This is a genomic window from Mesorhizobium sp. C395A, assembly GCF_030323205.1.
GTDB lineage: Bacteria > Pseudomonadota > Alphaproteobacteria > Rhizobiales > Rhizobiaceae > Mesorhizobium.
On sequence record NZ_CP100473.1, the window covers coordinates 1661284 to 1684279 of the forward strand.

The 22996-nt window shown below is 61.1% G+C and carries 24 protein-coding genes; 6 read left to right on the forward strand and 18 right to left on the reverse strand.

Annotation, left to right across the window (positions count from 1 at the left end; all coding sequences use genetic code 11):
* Positions 1-47 precede the first annotated feature (47 nt).
* Both NLY37_RS08255 and NLY37_RS08260 read right to left on the reverse strand, forming a co-directional pair.
* Complete coding sequence (locus NLY37_RS08255; protein WP_023743369.1) at positions 48-545, reverse strand: hydrolase; 498 nt, start codon at positions 543-545, stop codon at positions 48-50.
* A gap of 39 nt (positions 546-584) precedes the next feature.
* Complete coding sequence (locus tag NLY37_RS08260) at positions 585-755, reverse strand: hypothetical protein (RefSeq protein WP_023688540.1); 171 nt, start codon at positions 753-755, stop codon at positions 585-587.
* Positions 756-1690: 935 nt separating this feature from the next.
* Between NLY37_RS08260 and NLY37_RS08265 the strand changes: the two genes are divergently transcribed.
* Positions 1691-2515: an SIR2 family NAD-dependent protein deacylase gene (locus NLY37_RS08265; protein ID WP_031246669.1), complete on the forward strand. Its 825-nt coding sequence runs from the start codon at positions 1691-1693 to the stop codon at positions 2513-2515.
* 129 nt (positions 2516-2644) lie between these two features.
* Here the strand turns inward: NLY37_RS08265 and NLY37_RS08270 are convergent, their stop codons facing one another.
* From NLY37_RS08270 to NLY37_RS08280, 3 genes are all read right to left on the reverse strand, one after another.
* Positions 2645-3712: a M42 family metallopeptidase gene (locus NLY37_RS08270; protein ID WP_023696168.1), complete on the reverse strand. Its 1068-nt coding sequence runs from the start codon at positions 3710-3712 to the stop codon at positions 2645-2647.
* A 47-nt stretch (positions 3713-3759) separates the two neighbouring features.
* Positions 3760-4188: a GFA family protein gene (locus tag NLY37_RS08275; RefSeq protein ID WP_050587750.1), complete on the reverse strand. Its 429-nt coding sequence runs from the start codon at positions 4186-4188 to the stop codon at positions 3760-3762.
* A gap of 68 nt (positions 4189-4256) precedes the next feature.
* A complete protein-coding gene (locus NLY37_RS08280) occupies positions 4257-4868 on the reverse strand; it encodes an ATP-dependent Clp protease proteolytic subunit (protein WP_023672669.1) in 612 nt (203 codons plus the stop codon).
* A gap of 445 nt (positions 4869-5313) precedes the next feature.
* Here NLY37_RS08280 and NLY37_RS08285 point away from each other — a divergent pair, with 445 nt between their 5' ends.
* Positions 5314-6714 (forward strand): Do family serine endopeptidase, encoded by a 1401-nt coding sequence (locus NLY37_RS08285; RefSeq protein ID WP_031246671.1) that lies wholly within the window; start codon positions 5314-5316, stop codon positions 6712-6714.
* Between the two features lie 183 nt (positions 6715-6897).
* Here the strand turns inward: NLY37_RS08285 and NLY37_RS08290 are convergent, their stop codons facing one another.
* The 6 genes from NLY37_RS08290 to NLY37_RS08315 all read right to left on the reverse strand — a co-directional run bounded on the left by NLY37_RS08290 (position 6898) and on the right by NLY37_RS08315 (position 13922).
* Positions 6898-7863 carry an ABC transporter permease gene (locus NLY37_RS08290; RefSeq protein WP_023682464.1) on the reverse strand — a complete coding sequence of 322 codons (966 nt, stop codon included), beginning with the start codon at positions 7861-7863 and terminating at the stop codon, positions 6898-6900.
* 3 nt (positions 7864-7866) lie between these two features.
* The gene (locus NLY37_RS08295) at positions 7867-8871 is read right to left on the reverse strand and encodes an ABC transporter permease (protein ID WP_023693472.1); all 1005 of its coding nucleotides are present in this window, start codon (positions 8869-8871) and stop codon (positions 7867-7869) included.
* Entirely contained in the window at positions 8868-10412 is a 1545-nt protein-coding gene (locus NLY37_RS08300) for a sugar ABC transporter ATP-binding protein (protein ID WP_023707501.1), read from the reverse strand. Before NLY37_RS08300 ends, NLY37_RS08295 begins: the two co-directional genes overlap by 4 nt.
* A gap of 60 nt (positions 10413-10472) precedes the next feature.
* Positions 10473-11453, reverse strand: a complete 981-nt coding sequence (locus NLY37_RS08305; protein ID WP_023672664.1) for an ABC transporter substrate-binding protein — start codon at positions 11451-11453, stop codon at positions 10473-10475.
* A gap of 103 nt (positions 11454-11556) precedes the next feature.
* Positions 11557-13176, reverse strand: coding sequence for a GMC family oxidoreductase (locus NLY37_RS08310; RefSeq protein WP_023743374.1), 1620 nt, complete (start codon positions 13174-13176; stop codon positions 11557-11559).
* On the reverse strand, positions 13173-13922 hold the full coding sequence (locus NLY37_RS08315) for an FCD domain-containing protein (protein ID WP_023682469.1): 750 nt from the start codon (positions 13920-13922) through the stop codon (positions 13173-13175). Before NLY37_RS08315 ends, NLY37_RS08310 begins: the two co-directional genes overlap by 4 nt.
* 186 nt (positions 13923-14108) lie before the next feature.
* Between NLY37_RS08315 and NLY37_RS08320 the strand changes: the two genes are divergently transcribed.
* The gene (locus NLY37_RS08320; protein WP_031246673.1) at positions 14109-15203 is read left to right on the forward strand and encodes a mandelate racemase/muconate lactonizing enzyme family protein; all 1095 of its coding nucleotides are present in this window, start codon (positions 14109-14111) and stop codon (positions 15201-15203) included.
* A gap of 293 nt (positions 15204-15496) precedes the next feature.
* On the forward strand, positions 15497-15907 hold the full coding sequence (locus NLY37_RS08325; protein ID WP_023738748.1) for a hypothetical protein: 411 nt from the start codon (positions 15497-15499) through the stop codon (positions 15905-15907).
* 661 nt (positions 15908-16568) lie between these two features.
* Here the strand turns inward: NLY37_RS08325 and NLY37_RS08330 are convergent.
* The 7 genes from NLY37_RS08330 to NLY37_RS30925 all read right to left on the reverse strand — a co-directional run bounded on the left by NLY37_RS08330 (position 16569) and on the right by NLY37_RS30925 (position 22034).
* Positions 16569-17306: an SDR family oxidoreductase gene (locus tag NLY37_RS08330; protein ID WP_245263955.1), complete on the reverse strand. Its 738-nt coding sequence runs from the start codon at positions 17304-17306 to the stop codon at positions 16569-16571.
* 70 nt (positions 17307-17376) lie between these two features.
* On the reverse strand, positions 17377-17874 hold the full coding sequence (locus NLY37_RS08335) for a 2,4'-dihydroxyacetophenone dioxygenase family protein (protein WP_023710477.1): 498 nt from the start codon (positions 17872-17874) through the stop codon (positions 17377-17379).
* Between the two features lie 211 nt (positions 17875-18085).
* A complete protein-coding gene (locus NLY37_RS08340) occupies positions 18086-18733 on the reverse strand; it encodes an NADH dehydrogenase ubiquinone Fe-S protein 4 (protein ID WP_023743379.1) in 648 nt (215 codons plus the stop codon).
* 184 nt (positions 18734-18917) lie between these two features.
* Positions 18918-19427 (reverse strand): Hsp20/alpha crystallin family protein, encoded by a 510-nt coding sequence (locus NLY37_RS08345; protein WP_023696160.1) that lies wholly within the window; start codon positions 19425-19427, stop codon positions 18918-18920.
* Between the two features lie 74 nt (positions 19428-19501).
* The gene (locus NLY37_RS08350; protein WP_023743380.1) at positions 19502-19978 is read right to left on the reverse strand and encodes an Hsp20 family protein; all 477 of its coding nucleotides are present in this window, start codon (positions 19976-19978) and stop codon (positions 19502-19504) included.
* A gap of 240 nt (positions 19979-20218) precedes the next feature.
* The gene (locus NLY37_RS08355; protein WP_245271030.1) at positions 20219-20665 is read right to left on the reverse strand and encodes a hypothetical protein; all 447 of its coding nucleotides are present in this window, start codon (positions 20663-20665) and stop codon (positions 20219-20221) included.
* A gap of 916 nt (positions 20666-21581) precedes the next feature.
* On the reverse strand, positions 21582-22034 hold the full coding sequence (locus NLY37_RS30925) for a pyocin activator PrtN family protein (protein ID WP_502882100.1): 453 nt from the start codon (positions 22032-22034) through the stop codon (positions 21582-21584).
* A gap of 77 nt (positions 22035-22111) precedes the next feature.
* Here NLY37_RS30925 and NLY37_RS30755 point away from each other — a divergent pair, with 77 nt between their 5' ends.
* Positions 22112-22291, forward strand: coding sequence for a helix-turn-helix domain-containing protein (locus NLY37_RS30755; protein ID WP_353621644.1), 180 nt, complete (start codon positions 22112-22114; stop codon positions 22289-22291).
* 345 nt (positions 22292-22636) lie between these two features.
* A complete protein-coding gene (locus tag NLY37_RS08365; RefSeq protein WP_023743384.1) occupies positions 22637-22945 on the forward strand; it encodes a hypothetical protein in 309 nt (102 codons plus the stop codon).
* The last annotated feature ends 51 nt before the right edge of the window (positions 22946-22996 follow it).

A 22996-nucleotide genomic window follows, 5' to 3' on the forward strand; every position in this document is an offset into this window, starting at 1 on the left:
CGAATCCCGCAAAGCTGAGACCTTCGCTCGCCCGGCGTTCTGCCGGGCTAACCCCGCCGGCGACTGGCCGGAATGGCAGCAAAGGTTACCGGACGATACCCCCATGCGTCGACGCCGACATCATGCTGGCGCGTCATCGGCTTCAGACGACCGTGCGAATGACCGTGCAGGTTTACCGATCTCTTGCCGATCTGGTTCCAGGTGCGAAAAGGATAGTGACACAGAACCAGCAAGCTGCCCTCGACAAGAAGCTCCATATAGTGGTGCACGCTCGCCCAGGCCGGGTCGCCAATGGTGGCAGCGCCATCATTGTTGCCAATTATCAGGTGCTTGGACCCGTTAAGAGACGACAGCAGTGAAGACACGGTCTCGGCTGGACCCTTGGCGAAATCGCCGAGGTGCCAGACCTCGTCGTTCGGGCCAACCGTTTCGTTCCAAAACGCAACCAGCGCCTGGTCATGCTCGACCAACGAGGCGAAGGGACGCCGGTCGAGGCGCAGAATGCGCGGATCGTTGAAATGCGTATCGGAAGTGAAGAAGATCATGCGCCGCGGCCGGCTGCGACGCGCGACCGGCGATCGCGTCTAAATGCCGGAGCGCTCTTCGGCTTCATCATCGATCCCGATCGGGGCTTCCCTGAGCATCTTGAGTGCCTCTTCCTTCGTAAGGCCGCACTTGCGCGCGAAGTAGAGCGCCTCGATCGCCTTTTCGCGATCCGCCGTGGATTTTGCGTGCTGTTTGGGCTTTTTGCCCATCGTTCTCTGCCACCTTCCGAGGCCACCAAACCATCACAGTGCCGCGTTGTTCCCGTGCATCGGCTGACCTGCCGGACTGCGCGAATGCCGATGTCGCCGGCATCCCGCGAGCCCCGGACAGCGCGTATATCAGCCGGCTCGCGACAACGGCGGAGCGACTCCAACCCCGACAGCGTGAATTCAAACGAAAGCCCGCGCCGTGGGAGGGGCCGGCGCGGGCGATCGGGCTACCGATCTTGCAGCGCGGGGGTCGACCGCTGCATGGCTCGAACTGTGCAAGCGAGCATTTGTTCCGGGCCGCATGCAAAGCATCGGCGTTTCATTGCAATTCTGGGGGACACAACCAGCATTTCGCTTCAGTCCGCCGCCGATGTGGGAGGATGAATACCGCCTTGCGCTAATTCGTCCGCCCTGGACACGAAACCAACCGCGCATTGAGCGCGTAGCTTCGGCGATTTAAAAACACCTGCACTGGAATATTTCCGGGCGCATGGAACATCTCCGGCCGCTGATGTTTAGGCCGGAATGACGATGATCTCTGTTCTTACAATGATTTACTCTCTCGCCATCTTTATCGGCGCGAAGCGGCGCAACCTCTTGGTGAATGCGAAACTCGATAGAGTTTTGCGCAATATGGCTGGCGCAGAACTGAATCAACGTGGCCAGTAAACCGCAACACCGCCGGTTCCAGTTCACAGCCAGTGTCCTCGCGGCCGCTACCTCGGTTCGGGTGGCAAGCGGCTCGGCAGGACTGCAAGGGCCGCCCCCTCTGGGCTGGCTGGTGCGTGGTCGATCCGATTTCGTCGATGAGGGCGGAGCACGATGCTCCCGCAGTGCGCCGTGCTGGCTCGAATTGCGGGGCCGCGTCCACGATCCGCTCACGGGGCACGCACCTTTAGGTCCGGCCCACGCGAGTGGCTTCGGAGGACCTATCCATGAACGATGATGATCCTATAAATTCGCTCGCCAATGCAATTCGTCATCGCAGCGCAATTTTGTTTGTGGGGGCGGGGGTATCGATCAGCGTCGGACTTCCGTCTTGGGAGAAGCTCATCGAGCGAATGGCAAAGGAGCTCGGCGTCGACGATGAATTTTCCACGCGACGCGATCGTTTTCAGACCTTGGCCGAATACTATCGGATCAAGCATGGCAGCATCGGACCACTTCGCAGTTGGATGGACAGAAACTGGTCTGTCGCCAAGGAACGGATCGAGAAATCGGAATTGCACCGTCTCATCGTGACGCTCGATTTTCCCGTCATCTATACGACGAACTATGACCGGAACCTGGAACTCGCTTTTGAAATCCACGGTCGAGAGTACGTGAAAGTGGCCAACGCACGGCACGTTGCGCAGGCCCGTCGAGGCATAACGCACATCGTGAAATTTCACGGCGACTTTGACGAGGACTCTTCCCTTGTCCTCACCGAAACCGACTATCTTGACCGCCTGTCCTTCAATTCTCCCCTTGATGTCCGCTTTCGCTCCGACGCTCTCGGCAGCACGATCTTGTTCATTGGCTATAGCCTCTCCGATCCAAACATCCGGCTGCTGTTGCACCGGCTTTGGCAAACCTGGCACCGGTCTGGATATGAGAAAGATCGTCCCCCTTCGTTCATCTTCATGCCCAGCCGCAACCCTGTGGAGGAGGCCGTGCTTGGGCGCTGGGGTATTTCGGTGCTCGTTGGCGCAGGTGATGATCCTGAAGCCGGTCTGACGGATTTCCTCAGGCGTTTGGTGGAAGCGGTGGGGGTGACCTGAGGCGCGCTCCCCAGTGGACTGCAGTTGGGTTTTCTCAGGTGCGCGGTGACCGACGCACCAGGCGGTGGCCGACAGGCACCAGATCAGCGACTGTTGGAGCTAGGACTTCCACAATCAATCCCGCCGCGATCATCTTGGCGTGAAGTCGATCTCCGGCGTCAATTGCCGGCAATATGCACAAACAAGGTCAATCGTCGTTTGCACATCATCCAGGCAAACAACTTCGGACGGGGTATGCATGTAACGCAAAGGCACGGAGAGCACTCCACTTGCGACGCCGCCTCGGTTCTGCTGCATGACACGCGCGTCGGTAGGGCTTGAGCTGCCCACCGCCTGAAGCTGATAAGGTAGGCCCTCTTTCTCGGCCACCGACTTCAGCAGATTGAACACCACCGGGTTGGTGTTCGCGCCTTGAGTGATTGCCGGCCCTTTCCCAAGGTCCAGTTTGCCCTGATCCTCGGCGCGAGCGCGCGGATAGTCCATCGCCACGCCCATATCGATTGCGAGGCCGGTTCGAGGTGCGATGTTGAACGCTGAGGTCATCGCGCCTCGGGACCCAATTTCCTCTTGAACCGTACCCAGGATATAGAGGCCCACGCCGGGGTGAACGCCTCCCTCCTCGGAGAGGCAGCGCAGGACCTCGGCGCCGATGAGGAGGCCAACCTTGTTGTCGAACGCTCGTCCGACAGCAAGGTTGGCCTGTAGCGCCGCAAACTCGCCGTGGATAGTGACCGCGCTGCCGACCTCTACGACCTTCAACGCTTCCTCTCGCGAACTCGCGCCGATATCGATCCACAGTTCCATCAGCGAGGGAGTCTGAGACGTGTCAGAGGCTTTGAAGGTCTGGATTGCTTTGCGACCCACGACGCCCAGGATCGGCTCCTTGCCGTGCACCCAGACACGCTGGCCGATTTCAGTGGCAACGTCCGTTCCACCTATGGTGCTGAAGAAAAGAAAGCCGTCATCGTCGATGTAATGGACGATGAAGCCGACCTCATCCATGTGCCCGGCATACATGAAGCGCATAGACGCCTCAGGATTGATGATCGCCGTGACATTGCCCATGACGTCCGTCGTCAACCTGTGGGCATAGGGACGAACATACTCGCGGAAAAGCTCCGCTACGGGTTGCTCAAAGCCGCTCGGCGACGGGGTCGCCACAATTTCCTTCAAGAACTTGAGTGATTCATCGCGCATCAAGCTGACTTTCACGGTTCACGGGGTGGAGGGCCATTCGAGCATGGTCATACTCGTCGGGCTTCGCGCCAATTTTGGCCTTCTTCGGTGCGATCGCCCGCGAATTGGTCAGCCCAAGGCAGGTTGTGGAGCCAGGCTTCGCGCCGGGGGGTCCAAAGCTCGTATGTCGGGAGAAGGTCGTTTGGCGCATCGTCGAGAGTGCCGGTCATGATCTCGGCTTCGTCGTCGCGGAGATTCACCACGCGCGACCCGCATGCCGGACAAAAACCTCTGCCGTTGAACGCCGCAAGCTCGCCCTTGCACTGGTAAGCCGACCGCGGCCACACGGCAAAGGCACTGTAGGTGCTGCCGCTGGTTCGCTTGCAATCCTGGCAATGACACAAGCCAACGCGCAACGGCGCGCCGGTAACAACATACCTCACAGACCCGCAAAGACAGCCGCCGGTCCGCTCTATCTTGTCAACCTCGTCGTTCATGGTCGCCGCCGACATGAGTGAGGGAAGCGTGTTGGACTCCGCTCTGCCGTTTGCATCGAGGCATCAAGTTAATGGGCAATGTCTTCAACAAGGCCTAGCTCCAAAGCTCTTGCTGCCATCAGGTAGCAGCTGTTCAGGGCATGGTCGCGCAGCTCTTCCAGCGATGTTCGAGAACCTTGGACGAGATCGGCGAACCCTTCATTCTCGAGTCGCTCTGCCGTTTCCAACAGCGCAAGTTGTTCGCGAACGATCTGAAGACAGCTTCGAATTGGTCCATTCAGAACCAAGTCTTTCTCAAGCCTTCTTTCATGAATCAGCAGGACTGCTTGCGGGCAAAGGAACCTGCAGGCTTTCGGGAAAGCGGCAAGGACCGTTACCCCGGCAGAGTAAACCGTATTCTTGCCAATGATGTAGCCGTTGCGGCCCGAGTGTTTCAGAAAAAGTTTGAACTCTAGAGCTAGACGTCGCGCGCCGTCGGCGTCGCCTCCGGGCGTGTCGATTTCAACGTAGAGATCGTCTTCCCCGGAACGCACGGCTTTCAAATCGTCCAAGGCTTTGGTGACGACAGTGTCATCAATCAAGCCGTGTATACGCAAGTTTGGATCGAACAAAAGCCGGTGAAGGTCTGGAGCGGGCGGCGGGGAGACGGTGTGTTCGGCTGACTGGGGCAACAGGTCCATATAGGCATCCTCATTATGGGGGCCGAACTTAGTTGGTACCCTTTTGTTCCCTTGAGGGAGTTCGAGCGGTGGTGATCACAGCCGCGTCTCTCGGCGGCTGTGGAGCTCCCTCTTTCATTGCAGATCCTTTTCGCACCAGGCCCGGTAGAGGCACCTCAGCCGCTAGGTTGGCTCCATCGGCATATCGGGCATTTGCCGGAGCTGACGCAGTCGCTTTGCTGATTTCTGCCACGTCCGGGACCAGTCCTGTGGACGGTTGAACTCAACGGCCTCAATGGTTCCCGGCTGCTGCCTTCCGGACCCCCGCGGTCGGGCTATTTTTCCTGGCCGTGCCATTTTTCCGGGGGGCTGAAACAAACAGCTTTGTTGGCAGTTCTAGCGTCCGGAGCACCGGCTCCGCGCGGCGCGGCCGAGCGGCCGGGGCTGTCCGGCAGGAGGTCCAGCAATGTCTCACGATATGCAAAGACGATTTGCAACGCGCTTGATCGCGGTTGCGCTGATGCTCTCGGCCAGTGGCGTGGCGCCTGTCCTGGCCCAGGATACCCCGACCGACTTCACAGCGATCATCCAGCAGAAATTGCCGGCCGTGGTCGCGATCACGACCCGGGAGGTTGTCCAGGACCAGACGACGACGGGCGACTTTACAAGTCCGTTCGACGGCCAGGGCCTCGGACCCGTTCAGCCGCAGGTGAGGGAGGCGCTTGGCTCCGGATTTGTGATCAGTGCCGACGGCTACATCGTCACCAACAACCATGTCGTTGCCGATGCGACAGAGATCCATGTCGTATTTTCCGACAAGGAAACGGCGCCGGCGCAATTGGTCGGCCGTGACCCCGCCACCGATATAGCGGTGCTGAAGGTCGACCCGCGGCCCAACATGACCACGACCAAATGGGGTGACTCGGATGCAATGCAGCCGGGCGCATGGACAATCGCGATCGGCAGTCCCTTCGGGCTCGGAGGGACTGTCACTGTCGGCGTTCTTTCGGCCCGCTCGCGAGACATTCAAGCCGGGCCGTATGACGATTTTCTCCAGACGGACGCGTCGATCAATCGAGGCAACTCGGGCGGTCCGCTGTTCAACGCACGTGGCGAGGTGATCGGCGTCAACACCGCCATCGTCTCGCCGTCCGGCGGCAGCATCGGGATCGGGTTTGCGGTGCCATCGCGCACCGCCCAAAGCATCGCCGACCAGTTGATCAGAACCGGCCGGATCGAGCGTGGCTTCATCGGGGTCCGCCTGCAGGACATCACGCCGTCGCTGGCTGAGGCCCTCGGGATGAAAGATGACAAGGGCGCGCTGGTTGCTTCGGTCGAGCCCGGCAGCCCGGCGGAGAAAGCCGGCTTGAAGCCGGGTGACGTGATCACCCGGTTCAACGGCAAGGGCATTGAGGGTGTCCATGACCTCACGCTTGCGACGGCTAGCCAGAAGCCTGGCAGCAAGGCCACTCTGACACGGAGTAACGGCGGAAAGGACCAGGAGATCGCGCTTGTCATCGGTGAGCGCAAGGATGCGGAGGTGAAGACCGGCGCTGTTCCCGACAAGAAGTCGGCGACCGAAGGCCTCGGCCTATCCCTCAGCCCGATTCCGGATCAGGCGCGTCAGCAGCTAGGCATCAAATCAGGAACAACCGGCGTCTTCGTCGTGGAAGTGGTTCCCGATGGCCTTGCCGCCCGGAGCGGATTGCAGCCCGGCGATGTCATCATATCGGCCAACAATCGCCGCGTGACGGAGCCTTCGGATATCGTCGAGGAGTGGGCGAACTCTCGCCGGCAGAGCAAGCCCATCCTGTTTCGGCTGGAAAGGCAGGGGCAGTCCGTGTTCGTGGCGGTCGCCGGGAAATGACCGTCTCCAGGACGGCCATGTGACTGCACCAGGATCCGCTTGCGGATCCTGCTCCAAGGGTGTCGGACCCCAGGTGCACCGGGGAAGCATCGCCGCAGAAAGTCTGCGGGATGCGCTCATCGGCCGGGTGCGCAACGCGCACTGATTCTGCAGCGCCATCGTGCTCGAAGGCGCTCGCCATCCTCAGGCAGTTTCGCGCCTTGCCGTAAGCCGTGCCTGGAGAAGGACGACGACGAGCAAAAACAGCCCGCGGATCACCGACTGCCAGTAGGCTGACAGCGAAATCCAGCCCATGCCGTTTTCGAAGTTCAGGACGTTGAAAAGGATGCCGAGCAACAGCACGCCGGCCAGCGTGGTCAACACCGAGCCAGAGCCGCCGGTCAGCAGCGTCCCGCCCACGACGACCGCTGCGATGGCAAACAGTTCCCAGCCGACGCCCTCGATCGGCTGGCCTGCGCCGAACTGAGAAGCGAGGACGACGCCGGCGAGCCCGGCCAGGCACCCGCTTGCGACATAGACGAGAAATTTGACGCCGTCCGTGCGCAGCCCCATCAGCCGCGAGGCATCCTCGCCGCCGCCGATGGCCAGCACCGTCCGTCCCGTGCTGGTGTAGTTCAGGACCACTGAGCCGACGGCATAGGCAACCAGGGCGATGACTGCCGGAATCGGGAAAATCCAGAAATTCCCTTGGCCGATGGCGGTGAAACCCGAATCGTAAGACACCGAAACGGTCTGGTTGCCGGCCAGAAGCAGCGCCGAGCCGCTTGCGGCCAGCATGGTGGCAAGCGTGGCGATGAAAGGCATCAGGTTGCCGCGCGTAACCAGGAGCGCGTTGATCAGCCCGGCTGCCAGGCCGGCGCCAACGCCCGCTGCAAGGCCTGCCACGATGCCGTGCGGGCTCGCCAGGGCTGACGCGACGCTGCCCAAGGCGGCGACGGAGCCGACGGACAGGTCTATGCCGCCGGTCATGATCACGAAGCACATGCCGAGCGCGACGAGCGCGAACATCGAGTTGTAGCGCAGAACGCTCATCACGTTGAAGAGGCCGAGGAAGCGGTCGTAGCGCAGGAATCCGAACAGGACGAGGGCTGCAAGCGCGATGACGACACCGTAAGTGCCGATGATGCGAACCAGTCTGGCGCTGTTCATGGATTACACCCGGTGTTGCTGCTGCAGCCAGACGGCGAATGCGATGATGCCGGCCTTGACGACGAGCGCAGCGGCGTCGGGTACGCCATTGGCGAGCAGCGTGTAGCGCACCAACTGGATGGTCAGTGCGCCCAGCAGGGTGCCGATGATTGTGGCCTTTCCGCCACTCAACAGCGTGCCGCCCACCGCGACCGCCGCGATGGCGTCGAGTTCCATGCCCAGCCCCACGAGATTGGCGTCGCTGGAGGAGTTGATCGCAATGACGACGAGACCGGCTAGCCCCGCGCACAGGCCGCTGATCGCATAGACAGCGAGCTTGATCCTCGATACGGCGATGCCGGCGAGTTCAGAGGCCTTTTCATTGCCGCCGACCGCCAGGATGCTTCGCCCGAACACCGTGCGGTGAAGGGCCCAAGCGGCCACCGCAACCAGCACGGCCATGATGATGACCTGCGCGGGAATGCCGAGCGGGCGGGCAAGTCCGATCCACTGGAATTGCGGCACGCGGAAGGTCTGCAGATTGCCGTTGGTCATGACCTGCGCGATCCCGCGCCCGGCGATGAACAGCACGAGCGTTGCGACGATCGGTTGGATGCGGAAACGCGAGACCAACCAGCCGTTGAACAGCCCGAACAGGCCGGCGACGAGGATCGAGGCAATCATCGCGACGGCTACCGCCAGATAGATGTTTCCGACCGGGAAGATTGTGCCCATGAAGATCATCGGCGCCAATGCGCCGGAGATCGCCATCAGCGAACCAACCGACAGGTCGATGCCGCCGGTGGCGATCACCAGGGTCATCCCCACCGCGACGATCACAATCGTGCAGACCTGGGTTAGGTTGACGTTGAGTGTCTGCAGCGTCGCGAAATTGCGCGTATAGGCAAGGTTGAAGACCACCAGCAGCACAAGCGCGATCACCGTGCCGTAGCGCGCCAGGAAACCGAACACATCAAAGCGGCGGTTTCCAGCGTCGTTGGCTGCGGATGGTGTGGCCAGATCGCTCACGCTGCCTCCTTCGCCGCGCCGCCATGCGCCATCGCCGCGAGCACGTCCTCCTCGTCGGCTGCCTGGCCTTCCAGTTCGGCCACCCTCACTCCTTCGCGCAGCACGAATATGCGGTCGGCTCCTTCCATCACTTCCTCGAGTTCCGAGGAGATCATCAGCACGCCGAGCCCGTCATCGGCAAGCTTGCGGATGAGGCGCTGGATCTCGGCCTTGGCCCCGACATCGATGCCGCGCGTCGGCTCATCGAGAATGAGCAGCTTCGGGTTCATTGCCAGCCAGCGGGCAAGCAGCACCTTTTGCTGGTTGCCGCCCGACAACTCGCGGACCTTCTGGTTAGGCCCCGAGCATTTGATGTCGAGTTCACGAATGAAGCGCTCGACGATCTCCTTCTGCCGGGCCTCGTTCAGGATGCCATTGCGGCTGATTTTCGGCAGCAGTGCCAGTGTTATGTTCTCCGCGACGGTCATTTCCGGCACGATGCCCTCGGCCTTGCGGTCCTCAGTGCAGAAGCCCATCCCTGCGGCGATTGCATCAGCGGCACGTGCGGGATGGTAGGACGCGCCCTCCATCGTCATCTCGCCTGCGCTCCGGCGGTCGGCGCCGAATACGAGGCGGGCTGTTTCGGTGCGGCCGGCGCCGAGCAAGCCGGCAAAGCCGGCGATCTCGCCGCGGCGCAGGTCGAAGCTCACGTCACGCACCAACTGGCCGGCCGCCAGCCCTTGCGCGGTAAACAGCACATCACCGATCCTCGACCGATCGCGTTCACCGAACGCGGTCGCATGGCCTTCGACGGCTGCGACGTCGCGGCCGAGCATGGCCGCGACCAGCTCCAGCTTGCCGATGTCGCTCATCGCCGCGCTTCGTACCGTGCGGCCGTCACGCATGATCGTGACCCGGTCGCAGACCTCGTACAACTCGTCGAGCTTGTGGCTGACGAACAGAACGGAGACGCCGTCGGCCTTGAGCTGACGGATAACGCTGAACAAGACCGAGACTTCACGCTCGTCCAGCGAGGAGGTCGGCTCATCCATGATCACGAGGCGGGCGGAAAAGCCGATGGCGCGGGCGATCGCCACCATCTGCTGCGTGGCGGTGTTGAAATCGCTGAGCGGGCGGCGCACGTCGATGCCGATCGAGAAGCGGCTGAGCAGGCGCTCGGCTTCCGCATGCATCGCGCTCCAGTCGAGCAGGCCGCGGCGGCGCTTCTCGCGTCCAAGGCAGATGTTCTCGGTCACCGAGCGCAGCGGTACGAGATTGATCTCCTGGTAGATGGTGCTGATGCCGCTGACCTGCGCCTGATGCGGAGACCCAACTTCGAACGGCTTCCGTTCGAACAGCACCTGCCCCGCATCCCGGCGGTAATAGCCGGTGAGCACCTTGATAAGTGTCGATTTGCCCGCACCGTTCTGGCCGATGAGTGCGTGGATCTCGCCCGGAAGAACCTGGAGCGAGGCATCGGCCAGGGCAGGGATGCCGGCAAAACGCTTCTGGATGTCACGCATGTCCAGGAGCAGCGCGGCTTGGTCCGGCTGAGCGGTCATCGTCAAACTCCCAAACCCTACCCGCCGAAGCGGGTAGGGCAACTGGAAAGAAAGTGGATATCAGAACGCAATATCGAAGTCTTTCTTCGCGTTCGTGGCGTCGAAGAAGGCATCCTCGTTCTTGATGAACGGCGGGATCTTCTTGCCGGCCGCATAGTCGGCCATCGTAGCGAAGGCCTTCGGCCCGAACAGCGGACTACAAGCGCAGATAGCGCCGATCTTGCCGTCAATGATCGCCTGGACGCCTTCCTTCTCGCCGTCGATCGACAAGATCAGCACATCCTTGCCCGGGGTCTTGCCGGCTGCTTCCAAAGCGGCGATGGCGCCCAGCGCCATCTCATCATTGTGCGCGTAGATGATATCCGCATCAGGGTGCGCCTGAAGCAGCGTCTCGGCGACCTGCCGGCCCTTGTCACGAGCGAAGTCGCCGGACTGCGACGCCAGGATGGTGAACTGCGAGTGCTTGGCGATGAAATCGTCGAAGCCTTTCTTGCGGTCGGTAGCGGCCGAGGCTCCGGTCGTGCCTTCCAGCTCGATGATTTTCGACTTGCCATTGGCGTTCTTGACCAGCCATTCGCCGACGCGGGTCGCCTCCTCGATGAAATCCGAACCGATGAAGCAGACATAATCCTCGCCCGGCTTGGCCATGGTGTGATCAACGTCGCGGTCGACCAGAAACACCGGTATGCCGGCATCGCGCGCGGCAAGAATGACCGGCACCAGGGGCTTGTCTTCGCGGGGCGGCAGGAAGATTGCGTCGACGCCCTGCGCGATCATCGAGTTCACGTCGGAGGCCTGCTTGGCCGACGAACCGGCGGCATCCGTGTAGACCAGCTGATGGCCGAGCTTGGCGGCTTCGTCCTGCATGCTCTTGGTCTCGGCAAGGCGCCACGGATTGTTGCTTTCCGTCTGGGCGAAACCGACCTTGTACTTGTCCTTCTTGGCGAGTGGCGGGAGCGCCGCGAAGGCGCGTGAGCCGAGTGTCAGCGCAACCGCGCCGGCAGCGGAGCCAACCAGTAGTTTTCGACGGGTAATGATCATGCTCTTTCCTCCTTTATTGTCGCTTTCAGCGACTGTGTAATTTCCTCACGATATCGGCCCAAACGGCTTCGGCGATGAGGCCGTCGGCAAGCTGGATCCGGCGCTATGCCGCCTCCAAAATAAAGTCGGCGCAGCGGTCGCCCAGCATCATGGCGGGCGCCGCCGTATTGCCGGCATTGATGTTGGGGCAGGCCGACATGTCGGCAACCCGCAGATTGTCTATTCCGCGCACGCGCAGCGCCGCGTCCAGCACCGCCATCCGGTCGCTGTCCGAGCCCATCCGGCATGTCCCGGCCGGATGGTAGTTGGTCTTCACAAAGCGCTTGCAATGCTTTGTCATGGCTTCGTCGCTGAGATCATCCTGGCTTGGCACGGCAATGGCCTTGACCCGATCGGCGAGCGGCTTGGTCTGAAAAGCCTGCAGGAAATAACGCTGGCCGGAGATCATTTCCCTCATGTCGTCGGGATGTTTAAGGAGGTTCGGCGAAACGATCGGCATGTCCTTCGGATCCGCCGAACGCAGCCTTACGAAACCGCGCGACTTTGGCTTCACCACCACTGTCGTCACGGTAAGCCCATAGGTGTTCTCGACCAAGGTCAGGATATCGCGGTCCAGATAGACGTGCGGCACGCAGAAGGCCTGGATCGTCGGTTCGCCCTCGGGATCGGCCGGATTGACGAAGGCTCCGGCCTCCACCCCCGCTGACAGGATCGTGCCGGTGCCGAAGAGCTTGAAATGCAGGCCGTTCCTGATCATCCTCCAACCTTGGCCCTGCCTGAAATAGCCGTATGGGCCGTTTGCGGTGGCGATGATCGGCACCTCTGGATGGTCGATCAGGTTTTCGCCGACCCCGGGCAGGTCGGCGACGCAGGAAATGCCGTGCCCGGCAAGCGCCTCGGCGGGGCCGATGCCGGACAGCATGAGCAGTTTCGGCGAGACGAGGGCACCGGACGAGACGATCACGTCGGCATCCGCATGGACGGTATGCTCGGCGCCCGACGCATCCGAATAGACGACGCCGGTGACCCGACCGTTTTCGATCAGCAGCCGGCTGACTGTGCAATTGAGTTTCAGCGTCAGCTTGGGATCATTCGTCAGCGGCTCGATGAAGGCATAGGCGGCGCTGCTGCGCTTTCCCCGCCGGTTCATGAACTGGTAGAAGCCGACCCCGCGCTGCGACGGTCCGTTGAAGTCATGGTTGTACGGCAATCCAAGGCCTTGGACGGCCTGGACGAACCAACGGGAAACATCATCGATGTGGCCTGGATCCGAGACCAGCAGCGGACCTTCGCTGCCATGCAGTTCGCCGCCGAGGCGGTTGTTTCCCTCCATGCCGGTGAAATGCGGCAGCACCGCCTGCCAGTTCCAGCGCACGCCGGCATTGTTGCCGCGCAGCAGTTCGTCCCACTCCTCATAGTCGGCCGAGCGGCCTCGCATGTAGACCTGGGCGTTGACCGAGGTGCCGCCGCCCAGCACGTTGCCTTGCGAGATTTCATGGACGCGGCCGTCGAGATGGGCCTGCGGCTCGGTGCGGTGATAGCGCATGAATTTCGAGCCGTTGATCATCTTGAAGATGCCGGGCGGCATGTCGAGCAAGGGGTGATGATGGGAATGGCCGGCCTCCAGCAGCAGGGTTCGCCGTCCCGCTTTGACAAGCCTTGCCGTCGCGACGCAGCCGGCTGCTCCGCCGCCCACCACGATATGGTCGTAGGACTGCGTCATGCTTCCGGCGCCTCACGGCTTTCGAATGTACCGCGGACATACTCCCAGGCCGCCGAGAGGTGGTTGAGCAGCGCCCGCTCGGCGCCGTCAGGATCTCGCTCAATGATGGCCGTGCAGATTTCACGATGGCTGAGGAAATTCACGCGGTTGCGCTCGGGCGACCGCGGCATGCGCATCCAATGCGGCGACAGCCAGGCGGTAAATGCCTTGTGCACGACAGGCAGCACCGGGTTGCGCGCGATGTCATAGAGCGCTGCGTGGAACGCCACGTCCGTCGCATAGAATTTCTCGGAATCCGGGATGGCCGCCTCGTTCATCGCCAGCGCCGCCCTCAGGGCTGTGACGTCATCCTTGCGGGCATGGATGGCGGCGTTGCGCGCCAGCGACGCCTCGAGGAAGACGCGCATGTCGTAGAGGTTCTTCACGCCCGCCTGGTCGCTCAGCAGATGTCCTACAATGCCGTCGAGGGCGCCGAGCGCGGCATCCAGGCCAGGCCGACGCGCCACGGGCCGGAACCGCGGACGCGCTTCCACCAGGCCGCGGCTGGCCAGGCGCGCAATCGCCTCACGCACAACGCCCCGGCCGACACCATACTCGATCATCAGTTCGCGCTCGGCCGGCAGGTAGCTGCCGTCGCCAAGCCTTCCGGACGTGATATCGGCCTCTATGCCGGCCACCATCGCGTCGGCCGCGCGGGCGGCGAGAATAGCCGCGGGCATCTCAGGACGCTCTTCCGTATCCAGCAAGCCTTTTCCTCCCAGATGGTCCTGTTATTAGAAGGTAAATCGGACCAAAGCACAAGCGGATTGATGCTTTTGTAGGACCAAAAATGAGGGATTGGCTTCAGAACCGCTGAAAGATCAGCCACATTGTTGCCAGTCAGCGCTGCCGGTGCAATTATGGTCCGATGAAAAACGTGAATGGAGCGCAGCATGAGCCGCACCGAAATCAAGGAAGTCGAGACCCGGCTGTTTCGGGTCCCACTGCGTGAGGTGATGACCGATGCGAAGCACGGCGCGCACACGCATTTCGAGCTGGTCACCGTCACGCTGAGGCTTGCCGACGGCACCGAGGGCACAGGCTACACCTACACCGGCGGCAGGGGCGGCTATGCGATCAAGGCAATGATCGATCACGACCTCGCGCCGTTCCTCAAGGCACGCGACGCAACGCAAATCGACACGATCTACGACGGCATGCTCTGGCACATCCACTATGTCGGGCGCGGCGGCATCACTTCTTTCGCGATCTCGGCGATCGACATCGCATTATGGGACCTCAAGGGCCGGCGTAGCGGCCTGCCGCTTTGGCAGATGGCGGGCGGGGCCGGGAAGAGCGCCAAGGCCTATCGCGGCGGCATCGACCTAAACTTTACCCTCGATCAGCTTTTGGCCAGCATCGATTCCTATCTCAATGCCGGCTTCACCGGGGTGAAGATCAAGGTCGGCAAGGACGACCTGGCCGAGGATGTGGCTCGGGTGAAGGCAGTCCGCGAGCGCATCGGCCCTCATGTCACCTTTATGGTTGACGCCAACTACGCGCTCGACGTCCCGCGAGCGATCGAGGCAGCGAGAGCATTCGCCGCCTACGATCTGCTGTGGTTCGAGGAGCCCATCATACCCGACGACTATGAGGGTTACGCCAGCATTGCCAAGGCGACCGGAATGCCCCTGGCAATGGGAGAAAACCTGCATGTCATCGAGGAGTTCGAGCATGCCTTCGCTTGGTCGAATCTCGCCTACATCCAACCCGACGCCTCCAACTGCGGCGGGGTCACCGGCTGGCTGCGCGTGGCAGCGCTCTCACGCAAGGCTGGCATTCCGGTCTGCAGTCACGGGATGCAGGAACTTCATGTCAGTCTCGTTGCAGGTCAGACAAATGCCGGCTGGGTGGAGGCGCATAGTTTCGATATTGACCTTTACACCACCGAGCCGCTTAGGCTTCAGGATGGTTTGGCGATAGCACCCGACGAGCCTGGAGTGGGCGTTGTCTTCGATTGGCGCAAATTGGCGGATTTTCGCCAATAGCGCCCCCTGAACGGCGGCACGGCCGCATGCATTTTGTCCAGATCCTGCTTCCTCGTTCCGGCAACGCGGAGAGCGCTTCGCCGAGGAAGACTTCGACCGTCTGAAGAACGAACTCGCCGCCGCCGCAGCCAGCGGGCATACCACTTATCGGATGCCACACTTACATTTGTAATTGCAGCGACGCTTCACCGGCTTTAACTCACGCGATCATAGCAGCGACACGACAAATGCAGGCGGCCGCCCGAAAACGGGCAGAAGCTGCAAGCATTGGGTGCGCCTGCAGGGAGGCGGCGATGGTTGCAACGCGTACGGACACTGCACATCCGGTTATGGAGGACTTCATTCTATCACGGCACCGCTCACCGGTCCGCGAAGTTGGATTTTACGAGGCTATGAGTCAAACCCGACAAGCGATCGCCACATCGCGCGAGGTGCTGAGGCGCTTTCGCGAACGTCAGGGCGACGACACTCCTCGAGCAAAGAATACAGACCGTGGTCCTGTCGCCGTGTCAGCCTTCGATGCCGACATCATACGCGCTGCATGCCGAGATCTGATCGCGGAGATGAACGTGCCCGAGTGTCAATGGCGCGAGCTGGCGCGAAGTCTGGTGCGCGAATTCGTGGCCTGCGAGCAGACCGAAGCCGGTTTGGTGGATTGGATCGTCCGCCGGCCAGCGATGACGGAGACGGACGAGGCCGGCTGACCGGAGCCAACTGGCGGGGCGGCGAATGAGCCAGGAGTCAGTCGACCGCAATTAACGCGAGCAAACAGGTCTCCCGGCGACTTGTTGCGCGGGAACTGCGGTGATCCGAGGATCGGAAATTTTGGCGAGCGGCTTGGACACATCTGATCCTCCTCGTCTGTAGCGTCGCGCTCGTGTTCGCATTTGAAGCATGTAGCGAGGACTGGCCGATGGCGTGACCTTTGGTTGAGTGGAGACGAATGCGTCCAGCCTACTGTACAAGGCACGGCGACGGCCATGTCGCGTTGCTCCCGGCCTTCGCACACAAGGAGCCCAGGCCGGATGCCAACCAGGCTGCATTAGGCCAGTGGGAACAATTTGCGCGGGCCGAGCTTGGGCTAGCGTCGTACAGAGGTGCAAGTATGCAAGATAATTTTGACCGAGCTTCATCCGTCGCGGAGGTTGCGGAATCCTTCGTGAGATCCCGGAGGCCGTTCTCTGTCGTATCGACTCGGGATGCGGTCACGATTGTCAGGAAACAGGCAGCTTTTTGCGAGCATACGGATGGCGAGCTTGCGGAGTTGGTGGCGGCAATTGCGGTCAGGCATGGTCGATTGGTCGCGTTCGATCTTGATCTCGACGACACAGGCTTGGAGATCGGTCGCGCAGCATAGCCAACGCCTCACGCAATGAGATAGCCACCGTCAACCGGCAGAATTGCCCCAGTGATGAACCCCGCGAGCGGAGAACACAAGAACAAGGCGGGGCCGGTCAGGTCGCCCGGCGTACCCCAGCGACCCATCGGAGTGCGTTTCATCAATTCCGCGTTGCGAACTGGATCGGCCCGTGGCGCGGCGGTCATGGCGGTCTCGATCCAGCCAGGCGCCAATGCGTTTACGCGGATGCCATCCCCGGCATAGGCGATGGCGAGCGACTTGGTAAGTTGCACGATGGCGCCCTTGGATGCGGCGTAAGCCGGGGCATGAGCCGCGCCGAAAAACGCGAACATCGAGGCGATGTTGACGATGGCGCCCCCGTTCGAGAGTGCCCCTCGGAACGCGCTCGCACTCCGCATGGAGCCGGTGAGATTGATATCGACCACCGTTTCGAAACCCTGGACAGTGAATTCGGCGGCGCGCAGGTTTACCCCTGCGCAATTTACGAGCGCTGCAACGGATGTGAACTGACTGGAATATCCTTCGACCGCAGTCATGTCCCGGACGTCGAGTACTGAATACGAGACGGCGGTGCCGTATGCACGAGCGGCCGCTACCTCGGCGGCCGTGGCCCCCGTCGCGTGGACAATTGCCCCGGCCTCGGCGAACGCCATGGCGATGCCGTTTCCGATACCTGTCGTGCCTCCGGTAATGACGACGGTCTTGCCCGCGAAGAAGGGCATGGCCCATATGGAGTCGGTCACCAATATCTCCTCGTTTCGCCTCTGTGGCGGACCGCGAACTCACCGCAGCGGAAGGCAAACGGGCGGATGTCTACCGTACGAATTGATCGACGAAATCGTCACCGAGACCCACGCTCGCATAGTGATTTCTGCACATGTCGATCTTGGTGAAAACGTCCTCGAAACCAATCTGCTTGTTATCCTTGTCCAGGTAAACCATGCAGCCGGAAATGTTGAAGAAGGTGATCATCTCGGGCACGTCGCTTGGAACCGTGAGCGTGTGGATTTCACCGGGCGGCTCGAAAACGTAAGATCCCGTCTCTGCCACCCAGTCGTGTTCAAGATAATGCCAACGCCCCTTGATCACATAGCCATGCACGGGGGCCGGATGCAGATGACGGCTTAATATCCCGGCCCGGCGTACGCGGAGCAGATTGCACCACTGCCCTTGCATTGTGTTGAGCATAAGTGGTCGGAACCACACGCCCTCCGCCTGTGGGACCCAGACACGCTCGTCTTCGGGGACGGCAGCGATCGCGATCTCTTTCGGTGCCAGGGGATGGGCGGAGCCGTTGAAGGATTGATACATAGGAACCTCTGTCACCAATTCATTGGAGTCCATATCAGCGCGATCCTAACAACTGGGCCGAGTTCTGCCGAGGCGCAATCGGGCGCCCACGCATTGGGAAAGTTGTCGGCGCGCGCCCGCCCGCTGCCGCGACCGCAAGCGGGAAGGGTTTCGGGATGGTCCGTTGGGCGTCGAAGACGATCAGTGGGTTCCTTCTTGCCTTATCATGGGGCTATCCGGGAGTGCACCGGGCTGGTCCTGGTCTGGAAGCCTCGGTTTCGGACTTCCAAGGCCAGCAAGGCGAGTTCGACCTCGTGCAATCGCGACGGGCGTGCATTTCCGGCATGCCTTCGGCGGTGGCCAGGTCGATCAGATACTCGTTCCAGGCCCAGTTCTTGAGCACGGCGCGTTTCTCGTCGGGTGCGAGCACCGGGTCGTCCACGACCTCCATCGGAGAGGCGTAGAATGTCTCGGGCTCCGAAAGCGCCGTCTGTATGTGCGCTGCCTGTGCACCGGCGCCATAGCCGTGGCTTGCCTGGAGCCAAGCCAACTGCAGCCGCTGCCAAACCAGGTCGGAAAAGGCCTGTTTCTCCTCCGATGCATGCTGGCGCCTGACCTTGGCCTGGGAAGCAGGAGGTGCAGCCTGCACGACATAGTTGAGGCCTTGACGCTCGGCATAACGGATCGCCGCTTCCAGCGTCGGAAAGTTCAGTTCAACCTGGGTCAGGGTGTCCCGGCCACCGGTATAGCCCATCAGCGGCTCGATGAACGGGGCTGTGCGGCGTTCGAAGACCAATCGCCAGGCCTTGCGGGGCTTTGCCGAGGTCATGGCCGGGCGGCATGGCTGGTAGATCCGCGCCGTTGCGCCGTCCGGAAACACTGACCGTCCCCATGACAAAGCCGGCCCGTCTAGACGAGGCCGATTGTCATTGTCCGGCCAGACGGACGTCTTGGTTGGGTTCCTGATGTTGTCGCTGCTTTGAACTGTCTCCATTGCCTGTCCCTCCCGTTATGAAGGGTCGCACGGGCAGCGGCCGTAAGGGCCGCCACCCATACTGCATCCGTCAGTTCTTCCCGTTGATTGCGATCCGCTTGGCCTTCGCCTGCGCCCGCTCGGTCTTGGGCAACGTCACGGTCAGCACCCCGTTCTTGAAGGCGGCGTTGACCTTGTCTTCTTCAACCTCGTAGCCGAGCGGAATGAGGCGCTCGAAGCGACCGTAGAAGCGCTCGGAGAACTGCCGGTCCTTGTCCTCGGTCTCGGAACGCTTCTCACCTTTAAGCTTGAGCGCCCCATTTTCCAGCAGGACTTCTATGTCGCTCTCGTCCAAGCCAGGTATTTCCGCCGTGACGCGGACTTCCTTGTCCGTGTCGGAGATTTCGACACTCGGCCAACTGGCGGCGAAAGAGGGACCGAAGGCCGGCAGTCTGGCGCCAAAGCTGCGGAAGGCGTCATCGAACAGCCGGTTTACCTCCCGGTGGAGGGAGACGAAGGGGTCTCGATCTCCGTCGGGGAAGAGACTGGGCGCCGAGTTTCCGTTGCCCCGGCCCCATGGGATCAAGTCACGTACGCTCATTGTCTTTCTCCTTTCGTAGGTCTCTGAGCCGGGCGGGACGCCCGGCTCAAGCGAAAGCCTTCATGGTGGATTGCTCAGGCGGCCAGCTTGTCGGTCTCGACCTTGGGCGCCTCGATTTTTGGCATGGGAGCCCCGCTGGAGATTTCGATCTTGCGCGGTTTCATCTCCTCGGGAACCTCGCGCTTGAGATCGATGCTCAGCAGCCCGTTCTCAAGGCTGGCGCCCTCGACTTTGACATGATCGGCCAGTTCGAACCGACGCTCGAAAGCGCGCCCGTTGATGCCGCGGTACAGATACCGGCCGTTCTCATCGCCGGATTGCGACCCGCTCACAACCAGCATGTTGGGCTGGTGGGTGACGGTCAGCTGGTCCTGCGAGAAACCGGCGACCGCCATCGTGATGCGATACTGATCATCATCAACCTTGGCGATATCGTAGGGCGGCCAGTTGTCGAACGAGGCCACACGGCTCGCACTTTCAAGCATGTCGACCATGCGGTCGAAGCCGATGCTGGACCGGTATAGAGGGGTAAAATCGAGGTTTGTCTTCATAGCCACATCCTCCTTTGAGCAACATGGACAACAGAAGGCGCCAAGAGCCTTGCCGCCTCCTGGTGTTGCCGGCCCCATTAGGCTGCCGGCGACCATCAATTTAGAATCGCGACTTACACCTTCAAGAGCAAGAATAGGAAAATTTTCATCGGCAATCTGGGCGAACGCACCAATGCCACCCCTTCCGCCGGCGGGGTCACTCGCCGACGGGTCCATGGCGCAAGAACAACGACGTCGCCCTTAAATCCGATCGACGAATGGTATGAACGCGGCCACTGCCGCGCTGTCACTGCAGTCAGGACCGGCACGCTCATCCGATTGATCCAACTGTTGCAACGCATCCATGATCGTGTCGAAGGTGACCGGTTCACCCGCTCGCGGCAGCATGCGAAGCGCTGGCACGGATTCTACGGCGCAGGCATCCGATGCCCATGACGAAAGAATGGCGCGCTTCTCCTGAGCGTCCAGGGCAACATCGGCCAAAACGTCGTGGGGATGTTTGAAATGCCGCGCCGGATGCAGCAAGCGGTCCAGAAAAACGTCAGGGGCCCACGGGTTCAATCGATGCAAAATAGCTCGAAATGGGTCCTTCCATGGATGGTCCTCCGCTTCAGACAATCTCATGCGTGTTTGAGTCTGGCGGCTCTCGCCATTCCCGCCGGCGAAATTTTGGAACGTCTCAAGCAAGTTTCAATGGCTCGGCACGGGTCACATTGCCGTCGTCAACGCCTTGGAACCATTTTATCGGGCCGGTCAAACAATCGGCGAGAATCTCAATTCTGACGTCGGGCGAACTCGAAGGCCGAATCCGGCAGGAGAAACAGTCATGTCTTACCCTCTCCAGGACCTTGTGCATTGGCTTGATCACTGAGCCCTGATGCTCTCGACCGGCCGCCTTGTTCCGGCCATCGCACAGGAAATTCCGAACGACTTCAGCGCAATCGTGTGTCAGAGACTGCCAGCGGCTGTCGCGATCACGACCAGGCAGATCATCCAGGATCAAACGACGCTCAACGACTTCCCCAGGTGATGTTGATACCGAGAGTCATCGTCCGGCACCCTGGGCGGCTCGACCACGACCGAAGCGAACGAGCCGTTCGCGATCGAGGGTGGCGGAGCATAGCGAGGGCTGCGGCCTTGGAGCGGCGAGGGGACTTGCCTACATCGCACATGTCGTCGATATGAAGGTCGATGAGTTCGCCGAAGGCTTCAGGCGCGCTAACAGGGCTTCGGCGTCTCACTGCGATCGACTTGGTGTCGGTGCCCTGGCGCCGCGCAACGTCGCGTTGCAGGAAGGTCTCGCTGACGCAGCGTGTGCGGTAGGTTCTAAGGTTCTGATGTTAAACAGATGCTGAAATACCAAGAGCATAAACTGGCCGTGGCCCCGATGATGGATTGGACGAACGTGGGGAAAAGCAACGTATATTCAACAACTAAGCGGTATGAATTCCTCTGAGTTGTACTGTTGTTGTACTCGTCCGGAGCGCTTGGGCAATCTCGGGCGAATTTCAGGGAGGGGGGGCACGAATGCCGGGCGCGAGGTGGGATCCTATCAGTCATCTAGGGACCGCTGAACTCCAAGCGCAAAGGAGCCCCGGGAGCGCTAGCTACGTCGGAAGGCGCGCACTTCAGACAGTGCGATTTCGCGCCGCTTATCGAGGTATGAAGCTAGGTCCTGCAGATGAACGCCTTTGGCACTCTTCTGGCTTCTTTCTGCTCGGGTTAGCGGAAGCTCAATTTCTCCAATGCTCACTTTGCGTAAGAACTTGGTGAGCGTCAGGTGGGGAAAATAGTCCTTGCACACGGTCTCAGCGGGGACAATCACGCGTCCCTCATACTGCGCCATGAGTAGGAAGAGTGTGTTCAGTTTCTTCGCTCGCCGCCAGCCATCCGAGGGATGATCAACGGGGTTGCAGCGAAGTACAATTGGAGCAATCGACGCCAAATGGATAGCGCGGTCGTTCAAAGCGTGTGCAAGGAAAGTACGGCGAGCAAGTTCGCAGTGAAAAAAAACTGTGCGGAGTGACGCCCCAGCATTCTGGCATGGAAAACTCATAATCTGAACTTGGTAGGTTCGAATCCTACCCCCGCAAAATTCCTACGCTGCACTATTCCACAGTAGCCAAAACTGCGATCCAGGGCGCTAGGGTCCTACGATGTGGAGAGCGGGATGGAGCAAGCGAGCGAACAGAAGGCGCGCTCGAGCGGTGGCGGCAGGCGCCGCGGGCGCGGCAAGAAGGCAAGCCGGTCTCGACGGTCGCGAGGCTGCTCGGAGTTCATCGATCAACGCTGTATCGAGCGCTCCAGGATTGAACCCTTTGGACCTCGACGGGCCGCGGATGCATGGCTGAATTTTTTCTGAAGGCAGTTGGGAAGAAGACGAACTCACGAAGAGCGTTGGTTACGCCCGAGTAGAACCCGGTGGCAAGATCGCAGAGCAGAAGGAGCGCCTGCATAACCAAGCTGGCTGTTCGGAGCGCGACTCCGAGGAGCATCGCGGGGTCTTTCCGAAAGCGAAGAAGCAGTCGTTTGCACATGCTGTCCGTTCCCTGAACGCCGGTGACAGGTTTGTCATCGACAGGCAGGCGCGTATCGGCCGCGATGATCGCGAGGCCGACGCTTCTGACTGGCCTACTGAAGAGGGGCGTTCGCGTCAGTGTGCTTGACGAAGGCATCGAAGCTCAGAACGATGGGGGCGCCTTCAGAAATGCGCTCGTTGCCAAGCTGGCGGAGGCCGGGATCTCGGACGACGACATCGAGGCGACCATAAAGGACGCCGAGAAGGAAGGCGAGAAGACGCTGCGCTCCAAGATCCGTCCTGAAGATTACCCGGACATCACGCAGCGGTTCACGCGCGGCCAGACGAGGAAAGAGATCGCGAAGGCGTACGGCGCGAACGCGACCGCGGTCCGGAGGGTGAACAGAAAGATCGGCCTCGGTGCGCAACCCCATGCCGGCGGGCGGTAGACGATACCGTCTCGCCCGCCTCAAAGCTCTCCTCGATGATCTGCGCTAATA

Bases quoted from the DNA above. Each gene is read 5' to 3' on its own strand.
- NLY37_RS08255 (WP_023743369.1), bottom strand. From the start codon at position 545: ATGATCTTCTTCACTTCCGATACGCATTTCAACGATCCGCGCATTCTG.
- NLY37_RS08260 (WP_023688540.1), bottom strand. From the start codon at position 755: ATGGGCAAAAAGCCCAAACAGCACGCAAAATCCACGGCGGATCGCGAA.
- NLY37_RS08265 (WP_031246669.1), top strand. From the start codon at position 1,691: ATGAACGATGATGATCCTATAAATTCGCTCGCCAATGCAATTCGTCAT.
- NLY37_RS08270 (WP_023696168.1), bottom strand. From the start codon at position 3,712: ATGCGCGATGAATCACTCAAGTTCTTGAAGGAAATTGTGGCGACCCCG.
- NLY37_RS08275 (WP_050587750.1), bottom strand. From the start codon at position 4,188: ATGAACGACGAGGTTGACAAGATAGAGCGGACCGGCGGCTGTCTTTGC.
- NLY37_RS08280 (WP_023672669.1), bottom strand. From the start codon at position 4,868: ATGGACCTGTTGCCCCAGTCAGCCGAACACACCGTCTCCCCGCCGCCC.
- NLY37_RS08285 (WP_031246671.1), top strand. From the start codon at position 5,314: ATGTCTCACGATATGCAAAGACGATTTGCAACGCGCTTGATCGCGGTT.
- NLY37_RS08290 (WP_023682464.1), bottom strand. From the start codon at position 7,863: ATGAACAGCGCCAGACTGGTTCGCATCATCGGCACTTACGGTGTCGTC.
- NLY37_RS08300 (WP_023707501.1), bottom strand. From the start codon at position 10,412: ATGACCGCTCAGCCGGACCAAGCCGCGCTGCTCCTGGACATGCGTGAC.
- NLY37_RS08305 (WP_023672664.1), bottom strand. From the start codon at position 11,453: ATGATCATTACCCGTCGAAAACTACTGGTTGGCTCCGCTGCCGGCGCG.
- NLY37_RS08310 (WP_023743374.1), bottom strand. From the start codon at position 13,176: ATGACGCAGTCCTACGACCATATCGTGGTGGGCGGCGGAGCAGCCGGC.
- NLY37_RS08320 (WP_031246673.1), top strand. From the start codon at position 14,109: ATGAGCCGCACCGAAATCAAGGAAGTCGAGACCCGGCTGTTTCGGGTC.
- NLY37_RS08325 (WP_023738748.1), top strand. From the start codon at position 15,497: ATGGTTGCAACGCGTACGGACACTGCACATCCGGTTATGGAGGACTTC.
- NLY37_RS08335 (WP_023710477.1), bottom strand. From the start codon at position 17,874: ATGTATCAATCCTTCAACGGCTCCGCCCATCCCCTGGCACCGAAAGAG.
- NLY37_RS08345 (WP_023696160.1), bottom strand. From the start codon at position 19,427: ATGAGCGTACGTGACTTGATCCCATGGGGCCGGGGCAACGGAAACTCG.
- NLY37_RS08350 (WP_023743380.1), bottom strand. From the start codon at position 19,978: ATGAAGACAAACCTCGATTTTACCCCTCTATACCGGTCCAGCATCGGC.
- NLY37_RS30925 (WP_502882100.1), bottom strand. From the start codon at position 22,034: ATGAGTTTTCCATGCCAGAATGCTGGGGCGTCACTCCGCACAGTTTTT.